Source organism: Aureimonas glaciei (assembly GCF_014643375.1).
Taxonomy (GTDB): domain Bacteria; phylum Pseudomonadota; class Alphaproteobacteria; order Rhizobiales; family Rhizobiaceae; genus Plantimonas; species Plantimonas glaciei.
This window is the reverse complement of record NZ_BMJJ01000002.1, coordinates 62291-83789: the sequence shown is the minus strand read 5'-3', so window position 1 is coordinate 83789 and position 21499 is coordinate 62291. Positions and strand designations below refer to the sequence as shown.

The following is a 21499-nucleotide window of genomic DNA, read 5'->3' as shown; positions in this document are numbered from 1 at the left end:
GGTCAGGCGCCGACGAGCGCCATGCGGTCGCGGATTTCCTGGCGCAGCTCGTCGATCACCTGCAGGCCCTTGGGCGAGCGCAGGTGCCAGAAGGTCCAGCCATTGCAGGCATCGAGCCCCTGCACCTTGGCGCCGAGGCGATGGATCGAGGCGGCGTGGTCGCCGATGGCGATCGTGCCGTCGGCCCGCACATTCGCCGTCCAGCGGCCGCGCGAATCCGTCAACTCGGCGCCGGGCGCCACGAGCCCGGCCTCGATCAGGCTGGTGAAGGGCACGCGCGGCTCGGCGCGCTTGCTGCCCACGGTCTGCAGGGTGTGCAGGTCGAGAGGCTCGATCGCGTCGATGCGGGCCTGGGCTGCCGTGATATAGGCCTCCTCCCGCTCGATGCCGACGAAATGACGGCCGAGGCGCTTGGCGACGGCGCCGGTCGTGCCGGTGCCGAAGAAGGGGTCGAGCACCACGTCGCCGGGTTTCGTCGACGACAGCAGCACCCGCGCCAGCAGCGCCTCGGGCTTCTGCGTCGGATGCGCCTTGCGGCCGTCCTCGGCCTTCAGCCGCTCGCCGCCCGAGCAGATCGGGAACAGCCAGTCCGAACGCATCTGCAGATCGTCGTTCGCCGCCTTCATCGCATCGTAGTTGAAGGTGTAGGCCTTGGCATTCTGGTCGCGCGAGGCCCAGATCATCGTCTCATGCGCGTTCTGGAACCGCCGGCCGCGGAAATTCGGCATCGGGTTGGCCTTGCGCCAGACGATGTCGTTCAGGAGCCAGAAGCCGAGATCCTGGACGATCGAGCCGACGCGAAAGATGTTGTGATAGGAGCCGATCACCCAGATCGTGCCGTTCGGCTTCAAGAGGCGGCGGGCCGCCAGCAGCCAGGCCCGCGTGAAATTGTCGTAGGTCGCAAAGCTCTCGAAGCGGTCCCAGTCGTCGTCGACGGCGTCGACCTTGGACTGGTCCGGGCGGTGGAGATCGCCACCGAGCTGGAGATTGTAGGGCGGGTCGGCGAAGATCACGTCGATCGACCCGGCCGGCAGCGCTTCCATCTTCGCGATGCAGTCCCCGCGGATGATGGTATCGAGCCATTCGGCCCGATCTGCCTGAGGATCGAGCCGAGTGGTCGTCGCAGCGCGCAGTTTTGCCATGTTTCTCACCGGTTACGCAGAACAAATCATCACCGACATGGTTACCGAACAGCGTAAACAATCGATGAAGCCCGCCCCGGCAATCGCCGCTGGCCGCCCGCCGGGTGGCAAGACTATGGACGGGACGCGTTCCAGCTTATATCGCGGCCAGGCTTTACGCCGTGTCCCGACAATGCCTTCCGGAGTTTCCCATGCCCCCGCTTGCCCTTGCCATCTTCGACTGCGACGGCGTGCTGGTCGATTCCGAGATCATCGCGGCGCGGGTAGAATCGGTAATCTTCAAGGAATTCGGCATCGAGATGGAGGCCGAGGAGATCGCGTCGCGCTTTGCCGGCCTGACGCTGCCGCGCATCCTCGACATCCTGGCCGAGGAGAACGGCATCGTTTTCCCCTCTGATTTCGAGGAGCGGGTCGAGAAGGAGACGGACATCCGGCTCGGCAGCGAGGTCGAGGCGATCGCCGGCGTGCACGCGATGCTCGACCGCATCGACCTGCCGCGCTGCATCTGCTCGAACTCGACCACCGTGCGGCTGGAAATGGAGCTCGGCCATGTCGCCCTCTGGGACCGGTTCCGCCCTTACGTCTTCGCCGCGCGCGAGGTCGGCAGCATGAAGGGCAAGCCGGCCCCGGACGTTTTTCTCTACGCCTGCGAACAGTTCGGCGTCGCCCCGTCGAGCGCGATCGTCATCGAGGATTCGGTGCATGGCGTGGCTGCGGCCGTGGCGGCCGGCTGCCGCGTGGTCGGCTTCACCGGCGGCTCGCACAGCTATCCCGGCCATGCCGATGCGCTGAGCGAGGCCGGCGCCGAGACGGTGATCAGCCGCCTGGCCGACTATCCCGCCGTCATCGAAGCCTTCGACGCCTGGAGTGCCGCCTGAGCCTCGGCTCCGCTGCCGCCCCGGCGACAGATGGCGGGGACGGCGGAAGGTGGAACCGAAGCGCCACCTCAGTGGCGCTGTCAGTCCGGCGTGCCTTCGTCGAAGCCGGCATAGATCACGAGGTCCTTGCTGGTCGGTTCAGGCACGACGATCGCCGAATCGACGTAGACGAAATTCGGCGTGTTGCCCGGCTGCAGGGAGACGGCCTGCGATCCCATCTGGGAGTAAAGGACGGTTGTCCCCTGAACCACGGCGATGCGGATCGGCAGGCCGAGTTCGCCTGACTTGGCCGCCGGACCCGGCACGACGCGCCCGGCAATGCCGACCTTCATCCGGAGTTCGCCGTTGAGGACGCGGCACTCGCGGCTGGTCGAGACGATCGAGGCGACATATTGCAGATTCGCGCCGTCACCCTTGCGCAGGATCGCGGTGCCTTCGCGCAGGGTGATCCTCGGGCAGTAGTCGGGGACGACCCCTTCGGCCTCCGTCGACATCCTCGGCGGCGTTCCGTCCAGGGCGGCGGGCCGATCGCCATTGGCGGTGCAGGCGGCGACCAGGGCGGCGGCGCCCAGCAGCGCGGCGGTGCGGGCGGCGTTGAACATATCCATCCGTCGGTTCTTCCCTTATTGTGGCGGGCCGTTCTATACCAGCCCTTCCGCCAATAGGCGACGGGCACGAAGAATTCGCGGGCGCCGCGGCGGCGACAGGGTTCGGCCTCCGTCGGGAGAGGATACGACGTGGAATATGTAAGTACACGGGGCGAAGCTCCCGTGCTGGGATTTGCCGACGTGCTTCTGGCGGGTCTCGCCACCGATGGCGGCCTCTACGTTCCCAAGGCGTGGCCGGCCTTCTCGTCCGAGGACATCCGCGCCATGCGTGGCCAGCCCTATGCGGACGTCGCCCTGAAGATTCTGACGCCCTTCGTCGGCTCGGACATCGCGCCCGCCGACCTCAAGGCGATGGTCGATGCTGCCTATGGCAGCTTCCGCCATCCGGCCGTCGCGCCGCTGGTGCAGATCGGCCCGTCGCATTTCGTGCTGGAGCTTTTCCACGGCCCGACGCTCGCCTTCAAGGACGTCGCCATGCAGCTCCTGTCGCGGCTGATGGACCATGTCCTGCGCGAACGCGGGGCGAATGCGACGATCGTCGGCGCCACCTCCGGCGACACCGGCGGCGCGGCGATCGCCGCCTTTGCCGAGAGCGAGCGGACGGACATCTTCATCCTCTTTCCCAAGGGCCGGGTCTCGCCGGTGCAGCAGCGCCAGATGACGACGTCGGGCGCGGCCAATGTCCACGCCGTGGCGGTCGAGGGCACCTTCGACGACTGCCAGGCGCTGATCAAGGCGATGTTCAACGACCAGCGCTTTCGCCAGAAGGCGGCGCTCTCCGGCGTGAATTCGATCAACTGGGCCCGCATCATGGCGCAGATCGTCTACTACTTCACCGCCGCGGCAAGCCTCGGCAGCCCGGACCGGACGATCTCCTTCACCGTGCCGACGGGCAATTTCGGCGACATCTTCGCCGGCTATGCCGCCAAGCGCATGGGCCTGCCGATCGACCGGCTGATCATCGCCACCAACGAGAACGACATCCTGGCGCGCACGCTGGACAGCGGTCGCTACGAGAAGACCGGCGTCCACGCCACGACCTCGCCTTCGATGGACATCGAGATCTCCTCGAACTTCGAGCGCCTCCTGTTCGAGGCCGGCGGGCGCGATGCCGAGAGCGTGCGGCGGATGATGCAGCAGCTGGCGCAGTCCGGCAGCTTCGCCCTGCCGGAAGCGACGATTTCGGCCATTCGCGCCGAATTCGACGCCGGCCGCAGCACGCGGGCCGAAGTGGCGGAGACCATCCGGGGCTCCCTGGTTTCCTCGGCCTACATGCTCGACCCGCACACCGCCGTCGGGGTCGCCGTTGCCGACAGGCATCTCGCAGACAGCCCGATGGTGACGCTCGGCACGGCGCATCCGGCAAAATTTCCGGATGCGGTGAAGGCGGCCTGCGGCGTCTCGCCCGAACTGCCGCCGAGCCACGCCGACCTGATGACGCGCCGAGAGACGTTCGACAGCCTGCCCAACGACCTGTCAGCCGTCGAAGCCTACATTGCGGAGCGCAGTCGTGCGGTCCGAAAGGGAGTAACCGCATGAGCGTGAATGTCGAGATCACCCGGCTTTCGAATGGCATTACCGTGGCGACGGAGACCATGCCGCACCTCGAAAGCGCGGCGCTCGGCATCTGGGTGAAGGCGGGGGCGCGCGACGAGACCGAAAGCGAGCACGGTCTCGCCCATCTCCTCGAGCACATGGCGTTCAAGGGCACCTCGACGCGCACCGCGCGCCAGATCGCCGAGCAGATCGAGGATGTCGGCGGCGAGCTGAACGCGGCGACCTCGGTCGAGACGACGTCCTACTACGCCCGCGTCCTCAAGGACGACGTGCCGCTGGCCATGGACATCCTGACCGACATCCTGATCGACTCCAATTTCGACGAGGCCGAGCTCGAGCGCGAGCAGCAGGTCATCCTGCAGGAGATCGGCGCGGCGGAAGACACGCCCGACGACATCGTCTTCGACCATTTCCAGGAAACCGCCTTCGCGCGCCAGATCATCGGCCGGCCGATCCTCGGCACAAGGCAGACGGTGAAGTCCTTCACCCCCGCCAGCCTGCGCTCCTATCTCGCCAAGCACTATTCGCCCGACAAGATGATCGTCTCGGCCGCCGGCGCCGTCTCGCACGAGGATATCGTCCGGCGCGTGACCGAGGCTTTCGGCTCGGCGGCCGTGGCGCTGCCGGCCGCTGCGGAGACGCCGCGGCCGATCGCCGCCTATACCGGCGGCGACTTCCGCGAAACGCGCGACCTGATGGACGCGCAGATGGTGCTCGGCTTCGAGGGACGCGCCTATTACGCCCGCGACTTCTACGCCAGCCAGGTGCTGTCGCTGATTTTGGGCGGCGGCATGTCCTCGCGGCTGTTCCAGGAGGTGCGCGAAACGCGCGGCCTCTGCTACGCGATCTACGCCTTCCACTGGAGCTTCTCCGATTCCGGCATCTTCGGCGTGCATGCCGCGACCGGCGAAGAGGAGCTGGCGGAACTCGCGCCCGTCATCATCGCCGAGCTGATGAAGGCGGCAGAGGGCATCCGCGAGGAAGAGGTCACACGGGCGCGCGCGCAGATGCGCTCCAGCCTGATGATGAGCCAGGAAAGCCCGGCCTCGCGCGCCGGTCAGATCGCCCGGCAGCTCTTGTTCAACGGCGCGACCATCTCCAATACCGAACTGATGGACCGCCTCTCGGCGATCACCGCGCCGCGCCTGTCGGAATTGGCGGCCCGCACCTTCCTCGGCAAGGCGCCGACGCTGGCGGCGATCGGTCCGGTCGCGCAGCTTCCCAGCATGGAGGAGATCGTGTCGCAGCTGGACGGAAAGTCCGGCGGCCCCGGCCTGCGCTCCGTGGCGAACCGCTAGGCGAACAGCCATGCGGCTGTTCGACCTCTTCCAGGGCCCCCCGCTTCCACTCCTCCGCGGCGACGGTCTGCTGCTGCGCCTGCCCCGCGCCCGCGACTACGAGGCGTGGCGGTCGCTGCGCCAGGCCAGCCGGCAGTTCCTGGTGCCGTGGGAGCCGACCTGGACGGACGACGAGCTGTCGCGCCAGGCTTTCGGCCTGCGCCTCCTGCGATATCGCCGCGACGCGCGCGAAAGGGCGGGCTACAGTTTCTTCGTCTTCGACGCCAACGGCACCACCCTCTACGGCGGCGTGACGGTCGGCCTCGTCAGGCGGGGAGTCGCGCAATCCTGCACGCTGGGCTATTGGATGGGAGAGGCCCATGCCGGCCGGGGCCATATGTACCGGGCGATCGAGGCGCTGAAACCCTTTGTGTTCGATGTCGAAGGTCTGCACCGCATTGAGGCGGCCTGCCTTCCGAAAAACCAGCGCTCGATCCGCCTCCTGGAAAAATCCGGTTTCCGCCAGGAAGGCTATCTGCAAAAGTACCTGAAGATCGCCGGCTGCTGGGAGGATCACTATCTCTATTCGTTTCTGGCGGAAGACTGGATGCGCCCGGCGGCTGCCAGCCGCCTTGAGTTTGCCGCTGCCCGGTGAGATAGGCGCGGCGAACACGATCGTCGCTTCCCCCCTTCAAGGTGACCGCCTGCCGATGTCATTCCTGACCCGCCTTCTCGGCCTCCTGGCCGTGGTCCTGGCCGCCGTCGTGCTGCCGGCGGCGCCGTCTTTGGCGCTGGAACCCGTCGGCATCTCGCGCGAGGATGTCGCCATCGACCTCGCCACGGCCGTCGACATCTACCGCAACCGCGGTGCGAGCTTCCAGGTCTCCACCGTTCCCGGCGCCGACGGCATCGTGCGGCGCATCGAGGTCGAGGCCAATTCGCCGAATTCCTCCGGTGACTGGGCGGTGTTCGCGCTCGCCAACAACACCGACGTGCAGATCGACCGGCTGATCGTCGCGCCGAACTTCCGGCTCGCCGGTTCGGGCATCGTCTGGCCCGATCTCGGCTCGCAGCGCATCGCCTCGGTCACGCCGTCGGAGGGCTTTGGCCTGGAACGGCAGCCGAGTTCGGAGGCGGACGTCTTCCTCGTCACCCTCGATCCCGGCTCCGTCATCACCTTCGTCGCCGAAATGGCCTCGCACGACCTGCCGGAAATCCGGCTGTGGGAGCCGAACGCCTACAAGGACACGATCAACGCCTACACGCTGTACCGCGGCATCGTGCTCGGCATCGCCGGCCTCCTCGCGGTGTTCCTGACGATCCTGTTCGTGGTCAAGGGCTCGGCGATGTTCCCGGCGACAGCGGCGCTTGCCTGGGCGGTGCTCGCCTATATCTGCATCGACTTCGACTTCTGGCAGAAGCTCGTGCCGACCATGCCGGGGCAGGAACGGATCTGGCGCGCCGGCACGGAGGTCGCGCTCGCCTTCACCCTCGTCGTCTTCCTCTACGCCTATCTCAACCTCAACCGCTGGCACGGCGTCCTCTCGGCCTTCACCCTGCTCTGGCTCTCGGTCCTCGCCGGGCTCGGCGCGACGGCGGTTTTCGACCCCTCGGTGGCGGCGGGCCTTGCCCGCATCTCGCTGGTCGCGACCGCCGTCGTCGGCCTCGGGCTGATCCTCTACCTCTCCTGGCTCGGCTTCGACCGCGCGATCATGCTGATCCCGACTTGGTGCCTCGTCATCGTCTGGCTCGTCGGCGGCTGGCTGACGGTCACGGGCCAAATTGCCAACGACGTGGTCCAGCCGGCGCTGGGCGGCGGCCTGGTGCTGATCGTGCTCCTGATCGGCTTCACCGTGATGCAGCACGCCTTCGCCGGCGGCGGTTTTTCCGGCGGCGCGATCTCGGACATGGAACGCAGCGCGCTGGCGCTGGCCGGCACCGGCGACGCGATCTGGGACTGGGACGTCGTCCGCGACCGGATCTTTGCCGGCGCCGACGGCGACAGCCTAGTCGGCCTGCCCTTCCTGACGATGAACGGACCGGCCCGCGACTGGTTGCCGATCCTGCACGCCGACGACCGCGACCGCTTCAAGATGACGCTCGACACCATCATCGAGCACCGGCGCGGCAAGATCACCCAGGATTTTCGCGTGCGCGGCAATGAGGGGCACTATCACTGGGTGGCGCTCCGGGCCCGGCCGGTGCTGGGCAGCGACGGCGAAGTGGTGCGCTGCGTCGGCACCATGAAGGACGTGACGGAGCGCAAGAAGGCCGAGGAACGGCTGCTGCACGACGCGCTGCACGACCAGCTGACGGGCCTGCCCAACCGCGAGCTGTTCATCGACCGGCTGGATTCCATCGGCGTCCTCGCCGGCCTGCATGCCGGCGTGCGCCCCTCCATCTTCCTGATCGACCTCGACCGCTTCAAGCAGGTCAATGACGAGTTCGGCGTCGCCACCGGCGACACCATCCTCCTCACCGTCGGCCGCCGGCTGAAGCGCGTGTTGAAGCCGCAGGATTCGCTGGCCCGCCTGTCCGGCGACCAGTTCGGCCTGATCCTCGTCTCCGAAACCGAGGTTGCGGCGATCGTTGCCTTCGCCGAGAGCCTGCGCGAGGCGATCAAGGCGCCGATATCCTTCGGCGGCCGCGAGATCGTCCTCACCGGCTCGATCGGCCTCACCGGCTGGACGGAGAACACGCCGCCCGAGGAGATCCTGAAGGAAGCGGAACTGGCCATGTACCAGGCCAAGCGTTTTGGCGGCGACCGCATCGAGCCGTTCCGGCCGGCCTACAAGGGAGCCGGCTCCGGCCGGCTGGAGATGGAATCGGACCTCCGCCGCGCCTTCGACCGCAACGAGCTGTCGCTGGCCTTCCAGCCGATCGTGCGCCTGCACGACGGCGAGATCGCCGGCTTCGAGGCGCTGCTGCGCTGGGAGCACCCCAAGCGCGGCACGATCTCGCCGTCCGAGTTCATCCCGATCGCGGAGAGTTCCGGCCTGATCGTGCCGCTCGGCCAGTTCGCGCTGGAGGAGGCCTCGCGCCGCCTGTCCGACTGGCTGAAGCTGACGCCCGACGGCGACCTCACCATGTCGGTGAACATTTCCAGCCGCCAGCTGATCCGCCAGGACCTCGTCCAGGACGTCAAGAACGCGCTCGACCGCTACCAGTTTCCGGCGCGCTGCCTGAAGCTGGAGATCACCGAATCGATCGTCATGGACAATCCCGAGCGCTCGGCGAAGCTTCTGGCGCGGCTTCGGGACATGGGCGTCGGCCTGTCGCTCGACGATTTCGGCACCGGCTACTCCTCGCTGTCCTATCTCCTGCGCTTTCCCTTCGATACGTTGAAGATCGACCAGTCCTTCCTGCGCGACGATGGCCATCCGCAGCGCCCGATCATCCTGCAGTCGATCGTCACCATGGCGCACGATCTCGGCCTCTCGGTCGTCGCGGAAGGGGTGGAGAGCGAGGAGGACACGGTGCGGCTGCGGCAGCTGCAGTGCGAATACGCCCAGAGCTACATGTTCGCCCCGCCACTTACGCCGGAAGCGGCGCGCCGCCGCCTGCAGGACCGCCAGATGGGCTTGAAGCGGGCGGGATGACGGCGGGCGCCGTCGCGCCCGCGCGAGCGCCAGCTAGACGGCGCCCGCGTCGTGCCAGGACGGCGCCTGCAGCTATCCGGCGTCGATGCGGTCGCCCACCGGCCGCCCCTCACGCCGACCGGCGCTCGGGTCCTGACCTGGAGCCGGGACCGATCCGGACGTCGGCCGGCGCGCCTCAGGCGTGCCCGACCTCGCTGTTGAGAAAGGCCGGGTCGACACCCAGCAGCGCCAGAGCGCGCGAATATTTGTCGTCAAGCTCCGGCGCGAACATGACGCCGAAATCCGCCTCGCAGGTCAGCCATCCATTGGCGGCGATTTCGGCCTCGAGCTGGCCCTCGCCCCAGCCGGCATAGCCGAGCGCCATGATCGCCGTGGTCGGGCCGATGCCGGCGGAGATGGCCTTGAGGATGTCGAGCGTCGGCGTCAGCGAGACGCGGTCGGTGACCGCGACGGTGGACTCGGAATCATAGTCGTCGGAGTGGAGAACAAAGCCACGGCCGCGCTCGACCGGACCGCCCATGCACACGGAAACCTCGCGGCCCTTGGCCGGCAGCCGAATCTCATCCTCGTCGGCGACGATGCCAAGCTGGGTCAGCAGCGCGCCGAAACTGATTTCCTGCGCCTTGTTGATGATGAAGCCCATGGCGCCCTTCGGCGAATGGGCGCAGATGTAGATCACGCTGCGCGCAAAGCGTTCGTCCTCCATGCCGGGCATGGCGATGAGGAAATGGCCCTCCAGAGAGGGTTGGTTGTCGTCGGCTCGATCTTTCATGGCGTCCATGACCAAAAGATAGAGGGTCGCCGGGCGGATGTCACCGGCATGCCACCATTGGGCGGGATGGAATGAGGCGGATCAAGGGCCGGGACACGCCGTCTCGTGTTTTTGAGTGGCTATCGGGGCGAGGACGCGGTAGCGGCGGGGATAAGGCGAGCCTCCCCGTCTCCCGACCGGGGGGCTCGTCCCGCCGTCGGCCCCCCTGATGGAGCGAATGCATGCGCCTGGTCATCCGTCCTCGGCTCTTCTGGCTCTTCCTCGCCGTTCTCGCCGCCCCTGTCGCCGGGCCAACGCTGGTGCTCGCCGGGGACCGGCCTGCGGCGCGCTTCGACAGCGACGCGGTTGCGCTCACGCTCGTCGCCGAAGCGCCGGGCGCGGATGGCAGCATCCGCGCGGCGCTTGCCATCGACCTCGCGCCGGGCTGGAAGACCTATTGGCGCGACCCGGGCGAGGCGGGCATCGCGCCGACCGTGGACCTTTCGGGCAGCAGCAATGCCGTCGTCGATTCCCTGTCGTTTCCGGCCCCTCACCGCTTCGGTGACGACTACGCGAGTTCCAACGGCTATTCCGGCCCGATGGCGATCGCGTTGCGGCTCCGGCGCGATCCGGCCGGTGCAGACACGGTTCTGCGGGCAAAAATCTTCATCGGCGTCTGCCGCGACATCTGTATTCCGGTCGCCGCCGACCTGACGGCGGTTTCCGCCGAGGCTGACGCCGGTGCCGTGGCGGCGGCTTTCGATGCCTTGCCAGAGAGCCACGATCCGGCGCAGGGCATCCTCGGCGCCGCCCTCTCCGCCGACCGGACGCTGCTGACTGTCACCGCCACCACCGGCGGGGCCGAGCGCCCGGACCTCTTCGTCGCCGGCCCTGAGGGCTGGGCCTTCGGGGTGCCGACGGCGACCGAAGCCGATAACGGCCGTATGGCGTTCACGCTGCCCGTCCTTTCCAAGCCGCGCCGCGCCGGCCCGGCTCCCCCGCCGCTGGACATCGTGATGACCTCCGCGGAAGGCGCAGTCGAGGCCCGCTCGGTTATCCCCGGCGCAGGGCCCTGAGGGGCTCGACAGCCGCCCCGCCACCGCTATCTCAGGCTATTCAGATTTCCTTCCCGCGGCGTCGCGCCGCCAGCAACCGGATCCAGCCGACATGACGATCTCCATTGGCGACAAGCTGCCCGACGCGGTCCTGAAGACGCGGACCGAGGACGGCCCGACCGACATCTCGACCGCCGAGATCTTCGACGGCAAGAAGGTCGTGCTCTTCGCCGTCCCCGGCGCCTTCACCCCGACCTGCTCGATGAACCACCTGCCGGGCTTCCTCGACCTCAACGACGAGATCCGCGCCAAGGGCGTCGACACCATCGCCGTCGTCGCCGTCAACGACGTCTTCGTCATGAACGCCTGGTCGAAAGCCAACGACGCCGAGGGCAAGGTGCTGTTCCTCGCCGACGGCAATGCCGAGTTCACCAAGGCGGTCGGCCTCGACATGGACCTCACCGTCGCCGGCCTCGGCGTCCGCTCGAAGCGCTATTCCATGGTCGTCGACAACGGCGTCGTCACCGCCCTGAACATCGAGGAGTCGCCGGGCCAGGCCGACAAGTCCTCCGCCGGAGCGCTGCTCGAACAGCTCTGAGCTGACGACACCCCGTCCTGGATCAAGAGCGGCCGACCGTGGGCCATCACGGTCGGCCGTTTGCATGCGCGGGCACGCAACCTTGTGCAGATGCAGGCATGCCCCCGCGTCCTTAGAGGCCCGAGGGCATTGCGGACAGAATGGCATCCCGCATGGCCGGAAAAGTTGTAAAGCCCGTCTCTCCGTTGAGGTGCCCACCGCCCCTGACAATGTCGAGCGGAGCATTCAGATGGGTCGCAATCTCTTGCGAACGGGCCAGTGGAACGTAGGGATCGTCGTCGCCTGCCCAGCACCGGACCGAAAGCCCCTGCCGGGCGCGGATGGTCGGCCAGTCGAACGGCGAGGCAAAGAAAGACTGATTCATCGTGTCGTAGTCGGGAAGCCCGAGGGCCCCGACGAAGCCAGCGGCCAGAAAAAGGCCGGCAAAAGGGTCTCGGGCCTGTTCGACCAGGCGCAGCGCGAAGGCAGCCCCGAGGCTGTGACCGACGAGGACGGTGGCCGCCGGCGGTAGCGGCCGGAGGGCCAGATGATAGGCCTCGGTCCAAGTCGAAAGCGACTGGCCGAGAGGGGTCGGGAAGCGCGGCCGCACGACCTCCACTCCCCCGGATTCCAGTTCCGCGCCCAGCCAGGGAAACCAGTTCGTGTCCGGCCCGCCATGGGCGCCATGCAGAATGACAACTCTCCGCGGCATGCGCCTCTCCAGCCTTGCTCGGTCCCTTCGGAACCGTCTTGATCGTCGCGGCCGGCGCGCCTACCAGGCCGCCCTAGCCGGCCCGGCCCGTCCGCTGCGCCTTGAACGGCGCCATGGCGAGGCGCGCCAGTTCGTCGCAACGCTCGTTCTCGGGATGGCCGGCATGGCCCTTCACCCAGTGGAAGGCGACGTCGTGGATCTCGCGGGCGGCGTCGAGGCGCTGCCAGAGCTCGGCGTTCTTCACCGGCTTCTTGTCGGCGGTCTTCCAGCCATTGCGCTTCCAGCCATGGATCCATTTGGTGATGCCGTCGCGCAGGTACTGCGAGTCGGAATGCAGGTCGACCGGTACCGGGCGCTTCAACGAGCCGAGCGCCTCGATGGCCGCGAGCAGCTCCATCCGGTTGTTCGTCGTCAACGCCTCGCCGCCCGACAGTTCCTTGGTCGTCCCGTCATAGCGCAGGATCGCGCCCCAGCCGCCCGGCCCCGGATTGCCCGAGCAGGCACCATCGGTGAAGATCTCGACGCGGGGCAAGGTCATGCAGTCTCCGTTTCGGCGCTCAGACCGTAGTCGGCAGCGCTGGTCACGCCGCGGTGGAAGCGCAGCTTCTTCAGGTACTCCTTCGGGTCCTTCTTGGTGACGAAGGAGCCCTCCGGTGTGTTCAGCCAGTCGTAGAGCCGCGTCAGCAGGAAGCGCATGGCCGCGCCTCGCGCCAGCATCGGCAGCGCCGCGATCTCGCCGGGGGTCAGCGGGCGCACCGACCGATAGCCCTCGATCATCGCCCTGCCCTTGGTGATGTTGAAGGCGCCGTCCGCCTCGAAGCACCAGGCACAGAGCGCGATGGCGAGGTCGTAGGCCAGGATGTCGTTGCAGGCGAAGTAGAAGTCGATGAGGCCCGAAAGTTCGCCGCCGAGGAAGAAGACGTTGTCGGGAAAGAGGTCGGCATGAATGACGCCGCCCGGCAGATCTTCCGGCCAGTTGGCCTCCAGCGCGGCCAGTTCCCCAGCGATCTCGGCGGCCAGACCCGGCTCGACGCGGTCGGCGCTCTCTCCACAGGCCTCTGCGAGCGGGCGCCAGGCGCCGACGCTGAGGGCATTGGGCCGGCGCAGCGGGAAATCGGCCGCGGCCGCGTGCATGCCCGCCATGGCCGCGCCAACGGCCCGGCAATGGGCGACGGCAGGGCGGCGCGTCCACATGCCTTCCAGAAAGGTGAAAACCGCCGCCGGGCGGCCAGCGAGCTCGCCCAGCCGCTCCCCGTCGGTCCGCGCCACCGGCAGCGGACAGGACAGGCCGCGGCTGGCGAGGTGCTCCATCAGGCCGATGAAGAAAGGCAGATCGTCGCGGTCGACGCGCTTTTCGTAGAGCGTCAGGATGAAGCTGCCGGTCTCGGTGCGGACGAGAAAGTTCGAGTTCTCGACGCCTTCCGCGATGCCCTTGTAGCTGAGCAGCATGCCGACATCGTAGTCGGCGAGGAAGCGCGCCAGATCGGTCTCCGACACATCAGTATAGACGGCCATGGTCAGTTCCCGCCGAAGGCGACGACGGGACGGTTGTCGCCGTTGACGAAGGCCATGTCGGCATTGGTGAGAGGGGTGTCGCGCAGGCTGCGCATGACCGGAAAGTTCTCGTTCTCCTCGGCCGTGCGGACGAGTTCGATGCGCACGTCGAAGCGCGCCCGGAAGGCGTCGAGAATCTCGTCGATCACGACCTCGGGCGCCGAGGCGCCGGCGGACATGGCGATGGTCGAGCCCGCCCCGATGATTGCCCAGGGAATGTCGGTGGCGCGCTGCACCAGATGCCCGGCGAGTGCGCCGGCACGCGTGGCGACCTCGACGAGGCGCATGGAGTTCGACGAGTTCGGCGCGCCGACGATGAGGAAGACCTCCGCCCCCGGGGCCGCGGCCTTCACCGCCTCCTGGCGGTTGGTCGTGGCGTAGCAGATCGATTCCGACGACGGCGCGGCCATGTCCGGAAATCTGGCCGCCAGCGCCGCGACGATGCCGGCGGTGTCGTCGACCGACAGTGTCGTCTGGGTGACGAATCCCAGCATCGCGGGATCTTCCGGCATCAGGCCGGCGACGTCGTCCTCGGTCTCGATCAGGGTGGCCGTGCCCGCCGGCAGCTGGCCCATGGTGCCGACCACCTCGGGATGGCCGCGATGGCCGATCAACAGGACATGGCGGCCGCGCTTGACGTGCAGCTGCGCCTGCTTGTGAACCTTCGACACCAGCGGGCAGGTCGCGTCGAGATAGAGGAGCTCGCGCTCGGCCGCTTCCGCCGGCACCGATTTCGGCACGCCATGGGCGGAGAAGACCACGGGCTGGCCGTCGGCCGGAACGTCGGCGAGTTCCTTGACGAAGACCGCGCCGAGCGTCTCGAGCCCTTCGACGACATAGCGGTTGTGCACGATCTCGTGCCGGACATAGACCGGCGCCCCGTATTTCTTGAGGGCCAGCACGACGATCTGGATCGCCCGGTCGACGCCGGCGCAAAAGCCGCGCGGCTCGCACAGGCGGATGGTCAGGACAGGCTTATCAGGCTTGGTTGGGCTGGTGTTGAGCAAGGCGCTCTCCGTTCGGCGCAGCCATGGATCGGCCGCGTCCTTCAGGGCGAATGAAGGGATCGTGCCCCCTCCTGTCAACCCTCGGCGGTCGTCGCCTCTTCCCCGCCGGCATGGGGACCGCGCCAGGAACGGACCAGGAAGGAGCCGAGCATGGCGGCGAGCGCCAGCGCGAGGCCGAACCAGGTGACGGCATAGGACAGGTGGCTGTTCGGCAGGTCGACGATGGTGGTGCCGCCCATGGGATAGCCGTCCGCCCGGGGGCTCGGCCCGGCGTCGAGGAAGAAGGGCAGGAAGCCCGCGCCGTCGGGAAGCGCCAGTCCCTTCGTCATGTCGGACAGGTTGCGCCAGAAGAAGACGTTCTGTACCGGGTCGTTATCGGGCGCCGAGGGCGGTCTTTCGGATACGGGATTGCGGGCAAGGCCGGTGACGACGACGTTGCCGTCGGCCTTCTCCTCGCGCGCCGCCGGATCCTTCAGCGCATAGGGCACGAAGCCGCGATTGACGTAGAGCAGGCGACCGTCGGCCAGCTGCAGCGGCTCGTAGAGATTCCAGCCGGCATTGCCGTCGAAGGTCGTGAGGAAGTAGCGCGCGCCCTCGTGCAGGAACCGGCCCTCAGCCCGCATCGGCACATATTCGACGTCGGCGGTCTCGGCGAAGCGCTGTTCGAGGGTGGCGAGCGGCAGCGGCTCGGCGTGGCGGCGGGCCTCGATCGAAGCGATCAGGTCTTCCTTCCAGGCGAGACGCTCCAGCTGCCAGGCGCCGAGACTGCAGAGCACGGCGATGCCGGCCAGGCTGGCGACGATCGCGATCCAGAAACGCAGCCGACCATGTCGGCGCGGCATCGCGGCGGCTTCAGTCATCGGCATCGTCGCTAAGGCGTCCTTCGGCGGCACGGTTGCGGTACTGCAGGCCGATCATCAAGCCCTTCAAAAGCCGCAGCAGCGGCAGGCAGAGAGCGAGGGTCAGCGGCAGCCAAAGCAGAATATGCACCCAGAAGGGCGGACTCCAGGTGATATCGACCCACAACGCCAGGCCGACGATGATGAAGCCGATGATCAGGATCACGAAGACCGCCGGTCCGTCGCCCGAATCGATGAAGGCGTAGTCGAGGCCGCAGCTCGTGCAGGCCGGCCGCAGCGACAGAAAGCCCTTGAACAGTTTCCCCTGGCCGCAGCGCGGACAGCGATTGAACATCGCCATCTTCGCGGCATGGACGGGTGCGATTCCAGTCCGGTCGTCGGTCACGGCAGGCCCTCCAAAAGCAAGAAGGCGGCCGCAGGATGCGCCGCCTTCTTCAAGGTCGTTGTCGGAGGCCGATGCCTCACTCGGCGTGGATCACCGCACCCCAGCTGCCCCAGATGTAGATTGAGAAGAAGAGGAACAGCCAGACCACGTCGACGAAGTGCCAGTACCAGGCGGCAGCCTCGAAGCCGAAGTGATGCTTCGGCGTGAACTGGCCGAGATAGGCCCGGACCAGGCAGACCAGCAGGAAGATCGTCCCGACGATGACGTGGAAGCCATGGAAGCCGGTGGCCATGAAGAAGGTCGAGCCGTAGATCGATCCGGCGAAGGCGAAGGGGGCATGCAGGTATTCGTAGTACTGGACGTAGGAGAAGATCAGTCCGAGCACGACGGTGAGGCTAAGACCGGCGAGCAGGCCCTTGCGGTCGTTATGCAGGAGAGCGTGGTGCGCCCAGGTCACGGTCGTGCCTGAGAGCAGCAGCGTGATGGTGTTGAACAGCGGTAGATGCAGGGGATCCAGCGATTCGATGCCGACCGGCGGCCACTGGCCACCCGTCGCCTCGACGCGCGCGGTCATGATCGCTTCGTTGGCGTAGAGGCTGGCGTCGAAGAAGGCCCAGAACCAGGCGACGAAGAACATCACCTCGGAGGCGATGAACATGATCATGCCATAGCGCAGATGCAGCGACACGACCTTGGTGTGGGCGCCCTCCTGGCCCTCCTTCACCGTGTCCGACCACCAGGCGAACATGACGTAGAGAACCAGCGCCAGGCCGATGAAGAAGATCCAGGGCGTGGCCAGGTCGAGGCCGAAGACCACGAACTGCTGCTCGGAATGGCTGCGCATCCAGCCGACCGCGCCGAAGAACATGACCAGCGCCCCCAGCGAGCCGAGGAACGGCCAGGGACTGGGATCGATGATGTGGTAGTCGTGCTGCTTGCCGTGAGTGGTATCGGCCATTTGGTTCTATCCCCGGTCTTCCATGCCTTGGTGTCGACGTGTCTATACGAGTTCGCGCCCGAGCTCTAGCATTCTCGCGCCAGTCTCGGCAGCTCCGCGACCGTCGTCACAGCTTATTTCTGGCCGCATCCGTCGAGGGTGCCTCGGCCACTGGGGCGGGATTGTCCTCGCGAAAGAAGGTGTAGGAGAGCGTGATCGCCGGCGCGTCCTTCAGCTCCTCGGTCTCCAGCATCGCCGGATCCACGAAGAAGACGACCGGCATCTCGCGGCTCTCTCCCGGCTCCAGCGTCTGCTCGGTGAAGCAGAAGCAGGAGATCTTGTTGAAGTAGCTCCCGGCCGTGATCGGAGTCACATTGTAGGTCGCCTGCGCGGTGACGCGCTCATCCGAGAGATTTTTGACGAAATAGCTCGTCTGAACCACTTCGCCGAGCTTGACCGTCACTTCGCGCTGGCCGGGCTGGAACGACCAGGGAACCCCAGGAGAGGCGTTGGCGTCGAAGCGCACCGCGACCTTGCGGTCGATGACGCGGGTCGGCGCCCCGTCGGCGCGCTGGGTCGTGCCGCCATAGCCGGTTACCTGGCAGAACATCTGGTACAAGGGCACCGCCGCGTAGGCCGCGCCCACCATCCCGGTGGCGAAGGCCACGCAGGCGATGGCGGTGGCGGTGCCGCGGCGGCGGATCTTCGCGTCACGCTCCTCGAGGCTCGCCGGCATGGTCAGGCTCCCATCTTCACGAGGGTCACGACATAGAAGATCACGACCAGCACCACGAGGAAAACCCCGATGGCGACCGACCGCTTGCGGCGGGCTTTCGCCTCGCGCTCGGTTAGGGTGACGCGCTCGTCGCTCATCTCAGAACCCTCCGACCATCGTCAGGCGCGCGACGACGCCCTCGACGAGAAGAATGCCGAACAGCGCGAAAAGATACAGGATGGAGAAGCCGAACAGGCGCTTCGCCGGCAGCATCTTCTCGTCGCCGTCGGCCATGCGATAGGTCTTGAAGGCGAGCCAGACGAAATAGGCACCGAGCAGCGCGGCGGCGGCCCCGTAGACGGGACCGGCGAAGCCGAGCACGTAGGGCAGAACGCCGACCGGCACGAGGACCAGGGAATAGGCGAGGATCTGGAAGCGCGTCGTGGCCTCGCCGGAGACGTTCGGCAGCATCGGCACGCCAGCGGCGCCGTAGTCCTTCATCTTGAACATGGCCAGCGCCCAGAAATGCGGCGGCGTCCACAGGAAGATGATCAGGAAGAGGACGAAGCTCTCCATCGACAGGCCGCCGGTGACGCAGGCCCAGCCGATCATCGGCGGAAAGGCGCCGGCGGCGCCGCCGATGACGATGTTCTGCGGCGTCCAGCGCTTCAAAAGCATGGTGTAGACGACGGCGTAGAAGAAGATGGTGAAGGCGAGAAAGGCCGCGGCAAACCAGTTTACCGCCAGACCGAGCGTGCAGACGGACAGCAGCGACATCGCGAGGCCGAAGGCCAGCGCCGTCTCCGGCGCGATCCGCCCGGCCGGAACCGGCCGCGTCGCGGTGCGCGTCATCACCGCGTCGATGTCGGCGTCGTACCACATGTTGAGAGCGCCGGAGGCGCCGGCGCCGAGCGCGATGGAAAGGATGGCGATGAAGCCCAGCATCGGGTTGATCGCACCCGGCGCGAGGACGAGGCCGGTGATCGCCGTCAGCACGACCAGCGACATGACCCGCGGCTTCAGGAGCGCGAAAAAGTCTCCCGGCTCGGCAAGGCTGATGCCGCCGCGGGTGTCGGCGGCGTCCAGATGGGTGATGTCGACTGCGCTCACGGGTAGACCTTTGGCATTCCCGCCTTGGCCAGCCGGCCGGCCGCGTGGGCCGCCCGGGGCGTAAGGCATCGGGCCGGCAAGCCGCCGGCCGATTTTCAGGGGGACGGCCCCGCTGGCGGGGCCGTCCTCATCTCGGCGCGGACGCCGTAAGCCGCTGTGCTTAGCGGATGCGCGGCAGCTGTTCCCACTGGTGGAACGGCGGCGGCGAGGTCAGCTGCCATTCCAGCGTCGTGGCGCCGATGCCCCAGGGGTTGTTGCCGGCGATGCGCTTCTTTGCGAAGGCCTCGTAGACGCCGTAGAGGAAGATCAGCACGGCGACGGCCGAGAGGTAGGAGCCGAGCGAGGAGATGTAGTTCCAGCCGGCATAGGCGTCTGGATAATCGGCGTAGCGGCGGGGCATGCCCTGGGCGCCCAGGAAGTGCTGCGGGAAGAAGACGAGGTTCACGCCGACGAAGGTGACGTAGAAGTGAATCTTGCCGATCGTCTCGTTGTACATGTAGCCGGTCATTTTGGGGAACCAGTAGTACCAGCCCGCGAAGATCGCGAAGACGGCGCCCAGCGACAGCACGTAGTGGAAGTGGGCGACGACGTAGTAGGTGTCGTGCAGCACGCGGTCCATGCCGGCATTGGCGAGCTTCACGCCGGTCACGCCACCCAGCGTGAACAGGAAGATGAAGCCGATGGCCCAGAGCATGGGCGTCTTGAAGGAGATCGACCCGCCCCACATCGTGGCGATCCAGGAGAAGACCTTGATGCCCGTGGGAATTGCGATGACCATGGTGGCGAAGACGAAGTAGCGCTGCGTGTTGAGCGAGATGCCCGTGGTGTACATGTGGTGCGCCCACACCACGAAGCCGACGACGCCGATGGCGACCATGGCGTAGGCCATGCCGAGATAGCCGAAGATCGGCTTCTTCGAGAAGGTCGAGATGATGTGGCTGATGATGCCGAAGCCGGGCAGGATCAGGATGTAGACCTCGGGATGGCCGAAGAACCAGAACAGGTGCTGGTAGAGGATCGGATCGCCGCCGCCGGCCACGGTGAAGAAGGTCGTGCCGAAGTTGCGGTCGGTGAGCAGCATGGTGATCGCACCGGCGAGAACCGGCAGCGAGAGCAGGAGCAGGAAGGCGGTGATCAGCACCGACCAGGCGAACAGCGGCATCTTGTGCAGCGTCATGCCGGGAGCGCGCATGTTGAGAATGGTGGTGATGAAGTTGATCGCACCGAGGATCGAGGACGCACCCGCAATGTGCAGCGCGAAGATCGCGAGGTCGACGGCCGGGCCGGGATGACCCGAGGTCGACAGCGGCGGATACATCGTCCAGCCCGTGCCGGCGCCGTTCGAGCCCGGCGCACCCTCGACGAACATCGACAGGATCAGGAGCAGGAGGGCGGGGACGAGCAGCCAGAACGAAATATTGTTCAGGCGCGGAAAAGCCATGTCCGGCGCGCCGATCATGATCGGCACCATCCAGTTGGCGAAGCCACCGATCAGCGCGGGCATGACCGTGAAGAAGATCATGATCAGGCCGTGGCCGGTCACGAACACGTTGTACATGGCGGGGTCGCCGAAGATCTGCATCCCCGGCTCCTGGAGCTCCATGCGCATCGCGACCGAGAGGGCACCGCCGAGGATGCCCGAGCAGATCGCGAAGATCAGGTAGAGCGTCCCGATGTCCTTGTGGTTGGTCGAATAGACCCAGCGCGTCCAGCCGGTCGGCCGGTGGTCGTCATGGGCGTCGTGGGCGGCCTCGTAAGCCATGCGGTTCTCCTTGAAGCCTGACGATTACCGGCCGGCGACGGCGACGGTGCCTGCGGACTGGATGGAAGCGACAAGCGCCTGGTTGGCGGCGGAAACATCGCCGGCGGCTGCGGCGAGCCAGGTGGCGAACTGCTCCTTCGAGACGACGCGCACGCCGATCGGCATGAAGGGGTGGTTGACGCCGCAGAGCTCGGAGCACTGGCCGTAGAACAGGCCTTCGCGGTTGGCCTCGAACCAGTATTCGTTATTGCGGCCGGGCACGGCGTCGACCTTCACGCCCATCGACGGGATGGCGAAAGAGTGGATGACGTCGGCGGAGGTCGCCAGGATGCGGATCACGGTATCGACCGGAACGACCATCTCGTTGTCGACGGCCAGGAGGCGGGGATATTCGCCCATGTCTTCCTTGCCCGATCCAGCCCGGTCCGACTCCTGGACCATGTAGGACTCGAACGAGACGGGCTCGGCGCCGGCCGGCGCGACGTTGGCGGCAACCGTCGCGGCGTCGACGTCGCCACTCTGGTACTCGTAGCCCCAATACCACTGGAAGCCGGTCGCCTTGATGGTCAGCTCAGGCGGGCTCGGCGGGTTGTACTGCTCGGTCAGGAGCTGGAAGGAGGGGATGGCAAGGCACAGCAGGACCAGAACCGGCGCCACCGTCCAGATCACCTCGATCGTGGTGTTGTGGCTGGTACGCGAGGCGACCGGATTGCGCTTCTCGCTGTAGCGATAGGCGACCCAGGCCAGCAGCGCCGCGACCAGGATGGTGATCGGGATGATGAAGGCGAGAACGTAGTTGCTGAACCAGTGGATATTGGCCTCGACAGGCGACAGCGCCTCCTGGAGGTCGATATGCCAATTATGCGGCTGCCCCGGACGGACCGCTTCCTGCGCAAAGGCGGCAGCGCCGCTGACGGACACGGCCGCCGCCGCGATCATGGTTCTCTTCACACTGCTCTCCCTGTCGCGGACGCACCGGCCGGCGGCAATCCACCCGGCCGCTTCCGCCGTGC

22 protein-coding genes are annotated in these 21499 nt (G+C 67.0%); 7 read left to right on the top strand and 15 right to left on the bottom strand.

Annotated features, from left to right (window positions below; translation table 11 throughout):
• Positions 1-2: 2 nt before the first annotated feature.
• Positions 3-1142 (bottom strand): site-specific DNA-methyltransferase, encoded by a 1140-nt coding sequence (locus IEX88_RS04470; protein ID WP_188849388.1) that lies wholly within the window; start codon positions 1140-1142, stop codon positions 3-5.
• A gap of 191 nt (positions 1143-1333) precedes the next feature.
• Between IEX88_RS04470 and IEX88_RS04465 the strand changes: the two genes are divergently transcribed.
• Positions 1334-2020, top strand: a complete 687-nt coding sequence (locus IEX88_RS04465) for an HAD family hydrolase (protein ID WP_188849387.1) — start codon at positions 1334-1336, stop codon at positions 2018-2020.
• 80 nt (positions 2021-2100) lie between these two features.
• Here IEX88_RS04465 and IEX88_RS04460 read toward each other — a convergent pair whose 3' ends face one another.
• A complete protein-coding gene (locus IEX88_RS04460) occupies positions 2101-2628 on the bottom strand; it encodes a hypothetical protein (RefSeq protein ID WP_188849386.1) in 528 nt (175 codons plus the stop codon).
• A 129-nt stretch (positions 2629-2757) separates the two neighbouring features.
• Between IEX88_RS04460 and thrC the strand changes: the two genes are divergently transcribed.
• From thrC to IEX88_RS04440, 4 genes are read left to right on the top strand one after another with little or no spacing between them, the layout of a single operon-like run.
• Positions 2758-4167 (top strand): threonine synthase, encoded by a 1410-nt coding sequence (gene thrC, locus IEX88_RS04455; RefSeq protein ID WP_188849385.1) that lies wholly within the window; start codon positions 2758-2760, stop codon positions 4165-4167.
• 2 nt (positions 4168-4169) lie between these two features.
• Positions 4170-5483 carry a M16 family metallopeptidase gene (locus IEX88_RS04450; RefSeq protein WP_244639894.1) on the top strand — a complete coding sequence of 438 codons (1314 nt, stop codon included), beginning with the start codon at positions 4170-4172 and terminating at the stop codon, positions 5481-5483.
• A 10-nt stretch (positions 5484-5493) separates the two neighbouring features.
• Positions 5494-6117 carry a GNAT family N-acetyltransferase gene (locus IEX88_RS04445; protein WP_188849383.1) on the top strand — a complete coding sequence of 208 codons (624 nt, stop codon included), beginning with the start codon at positions 5494-5496 and terminating at the stop codon, positions 6115-6117.
• A 55-nt stretch (positions 6118-6172) separates the two neighbouring features.
• Positions 6173-9061: an EAL domain-containing protein gene (locus IEX88_RS04440; RefSeq protein WP_188849382.1), complete on the top strand. Its 2889-nt coding sequence runs from the start codon at positions 6173-6175 to the stop codon at positions 9059-9061.
• A gap of 175 nt (positions 9062-9236) precedes the next feature.
• Here the strand turns inward: IEX88_RS04440 and IEX88_RS04435 are convergent, their stop codons facing one another.
• Positions 9237-9842, bottom strand: a complete 606-nt coding sequence (locus IEX88_RS04435; protein WP_188849381.1) for a YqgE/AlgH family protein — start codon at positions 9840-9842, stop codon at positions 9237-9239.
• Positions 9843-10132: 290 nt separating this feature from the next.
• Between IEX88_RS04435 and IEX88_RS04430 the strand changes: the two genes are divergently transcribed.
• On the top strand, positions 10133-10888 hold the full coding sequence (locus tag IEX88_RS04430) for a protein-disulfide reductase DsbD domain-containing protein (RefSeq protein WP_188849380.1): 756 nt from the start codon (positions 10133-10135) through the stop codon (positions 10886-10888).
• A gap of 91 nt (positions 10889-10979) precedes the next feature.
• A complete protein-coding gene (locus tag IEX88_RS04425) occupies positions 10980-11465 on the top strand; it encodes a peroxiredoxin (RefSeq protein ID WP_188849379.1) in 486 nt (161 codons plus the stop codon).
• 112 nt (positions 11466-11577) lie between these two features.
• On the opposite strand, the gene IEX88_RS04420 is transcribed toward IEX88_RS04425, so the two are convergent.
• The 12 genes from IEX88_RS04420 to coxB all read right to left on the bottom strand — a co-directional run bounded on the left by IEX88_RS04420 (position 11578) and on the right by coxB (position 21437).
• Positions 11578-12156: an RBBP9/YdeN family alpha/beta hydrolase gene (locus IEX88_RS04420; protein ID WP_188849378.1), complete on the bottom strand. Its 579-nt coding sequence runs from the start codon at positions 12154-12156 to the stop codon at positions 11578-11580.
• A 73-nt stretch (positions 12157-12229) separates the two neighbouring features.
• Positions 12230-12694, bottom strand: coding sequence for a ribonuclease HI (rnhA, locus tag IEX88_RS04415; protein ID WP_188849377.1), 465 nt, complete (start codon positions 12692-12694; stop codon positions 12230-12232).
• Positions 12691-13671, bottom strand: coding sequence for a homoserine kinase (locus IEX88_RS04410; protein ID WP_188849376.1), 981 nt, complete (start codon positions 13669-13671; stop codon positions 12691-12693). The genes rnhA and IEX88_RS04410 overlap by 4 nt, the downstream gene beginning before the upstream one ends.
• Positions 13672-13673: 2 nt before the next feature.
• Positions 13674-14717: a 4-hydroxy-3-methylbut-2-enyl diphosphate reductase gene (gene ispH, locus IEX88_RS04405; protein WP_188849375.1), complete on the bottom strand. Its 1044-nt coding sequence runs from the start codon at positions 14715-14717 to the stop codon at positions 13674-13676.
• 74 nt (positions 14718-14791) lie between these two features.
• Positions 14792-15583: an SURF1 family protein gene (locus tag IEX88_RS04400; protein ID WP_244639837.1), complete on the bottom strand. Its 792-nt coding sequence runs from the start codon at positions 15581-15583 to the stop codon at positions 14792-14794.
• Positions 15570-15917, bottom strand: a complete 348-nt coding sequence (locus IEX88_RS04395; RefSeq protein WP_188849804.1) for a DUF983 domain-containing protein — start codon at positions 15915-15917, stop codon at positions 15570-15572. Before IEX88_RS04395 ends, IEX88_RS04400 begins: the two co-directional genes overlap by 14 nt.
• Before the next feature lie 121 nt (positions 15918-16038).
• Positions 16039-16920 (bottom strand): cytochrome c oxidase subunit 3, encoded by an 882-nt coding sequence (locus IEX88_RS04390; RefSeq protein ID WP_188849374.1) that lies wholly within the window; start codon positions 16918-16920, stop codon positions 16039-16041.
• Positions 16921-17026: 106 nt separating this feature from the next.
• Positions 17027-17635: a cytochrome c oxidase assembly protein gene (locus tag IEX88_RS04385; protein ID WP_188849373.1), complete on the bottom strand. Its 609-nt coding sequence runs from the start codon at positions 17633-17635 to the stop codon at positions 17027-17029.
• 2 nt (positions 17636-17637) lie between these two features.
• Positions 17638-17772, bottom strand: a complete 135-nt coding sequence (locus tag IEX88_RS04380; protein WP_188849372.1) for a cytochrome c oxidase system small membrane protein — start codon at positions 17770-17772, stop codon at positions 17638-17640.
• A gap of 1 nt (position 17773) precedes the next feature.
• The gene (gene cyoE, locus IEX88_RS04375) at positions 17774-18724 is read right to left on the bottom strand and encodes a heme o synthase (protein WP_244639835.1); all 951 of its coding nucleotides are present in this window, start codon (positions 18722-18724) and stop codon (positions 17774-17776) included.
• A gap of 160 nt (positions 18725-18884) precedes the next feature.
• A complete protein-coding gene (gene ctaD / locus IEX88_RS04370; protein WP_188849370.1) occupies positions 18885-20486 on the bottom strand; it encodes a cytochrome c oxidase subunit I in 1602 nt (533 codons plus the stop codon).
• Positions 20487-20510: 24 nt separating this feature from the next.
• Positions 20511-21437, bottom strand: a complete 927-nt coding sequence (gene coxB, locus IEX88_RS04365) for a cytochrome c oxidase subunit II (protein WP_244639833.1) — start codon at positions 21435-21437, stop codon at positions 20511-20513.
• Positions 21438-21499 lie beyond the last annotated feature (62 nt).

Excerpts from the sequence above, each read along its gene's own strand:
- IEX88_RS04410 (WP_188849376.1), bottom strand. The coding sequence starts at position 13,671 with ATGGCCGTCTATACTGATGTGTCGGAGACCGATCTGGCGCGCTTCCTC.
- IEX88_RS04395 (WP_188849804.1), bottom strand. The coding sequence starts at position 15,917 with ATGGCGATGTTCAATCGCTGTCCGCGCTGCGGCCAGGGGAAACTGTTC.
- IEX88_RS04445 (WP_188849383.1), top strand. The coding sequence starts at position 5,494 with ATGCGGCTGTTCGACCTCTTCCAGGGCCCCCCGCTTCCACTCCTCCGC.
- IEX88_RS04380 (WP_188849372.1), bottom strand. The coding sequence starts at position 17,772 with ATGAGCGACGAGCGCGTCACCCTAACCGAGCGCGAGGCGAAAGCCCGC.
- IEX88_RS04425 (WP_188849379.1), top strand. The coding sequence starts at position 10,980 with ATGACGATCTCCATTGGCGACAAGCTGCCCGACGCGGTCCTGAAGACG.
- ctaD (WP_188849370.1), bottom strand. The coding sequence starts at position 20,486 with ATGGCTTACGAGGCCGCCCACGACGCCCATGACGACCACCGGCCGACC.
- rnhA (WP_188849377.1), bottom strand. The coding sequence starts at position 12,694 with ATGACCTTGCCCCGCGTCGAGATCTTCACCGATGGTGCCTGCTCGGGC.
- IEX88_RS04470 (WP_188849388.1), bottom strand. The coding sequence starts at position 1,142 with ATGGCAAAACTGCGCGCTGCGACGACCACTCGGCTCGATCCTCAGGCA.
- IEX88_RS04460 (WP_188849386.1), bottom strand. The coding sequence starts at position 2,628 with ATGGATATGTTCAACGCCGCCCGCACCGCCGCGCTGCTGGGCGCCGCC.
- IEX88_RS04465 (WP_188849387.1), top strand. The coding sequence starts at position 1,334 with ATGCCCCCGCTTGCCCTTGCCATCTTCGACTGCGACGGCGTGCTGGTC.
- IEX88_RS04385 (WP_188849373.1), bottom strand. The coding sequence starts at position 17,635 with ATGCCGGCGAGCCTCGAGGAGCGTGACGCGAAGATCCGCCGCCGCGGC.
- IEX88_RS04420 (WP_188849378.1), bottom strand. The coding sequence starts at position 12,156 with ATGCCGCGGAGAGTTGTCATTCTGCATGGCGCCCATGGCGGGCCGGAC.
- IEX88_RS04400 (WP_244639837.1), bottom strand. The coding sequence starts at position 15,583 with ATGCCGATGACTGAAGCCGCCGCGATGCCGCGCCGACATGGTCGGCTG.
- IEX88_RS04390 (WP_188849374.1), bottom strand. The coding sequence starts at position 16,920 with ATGGCCGATACCACTCACGGCAAGCAGCACGACTACCACATCATCGAT.
- IEX88_RS04435 (WP_188849381.1), bottom strand. The coding sequence starts at position 9,842 with ATGGACGCCATGAAAGATCGAGCCGACGACAACCAACCCTCTCTGGAG.
- IEX88_RS04440 (WP_188849382.1), top strand. The coding sequence starts at position 6,173 with ATGTCATTCCTGACCCGCCTTCTCGGCCTCCTGGCCGTGGTCCTGGCC.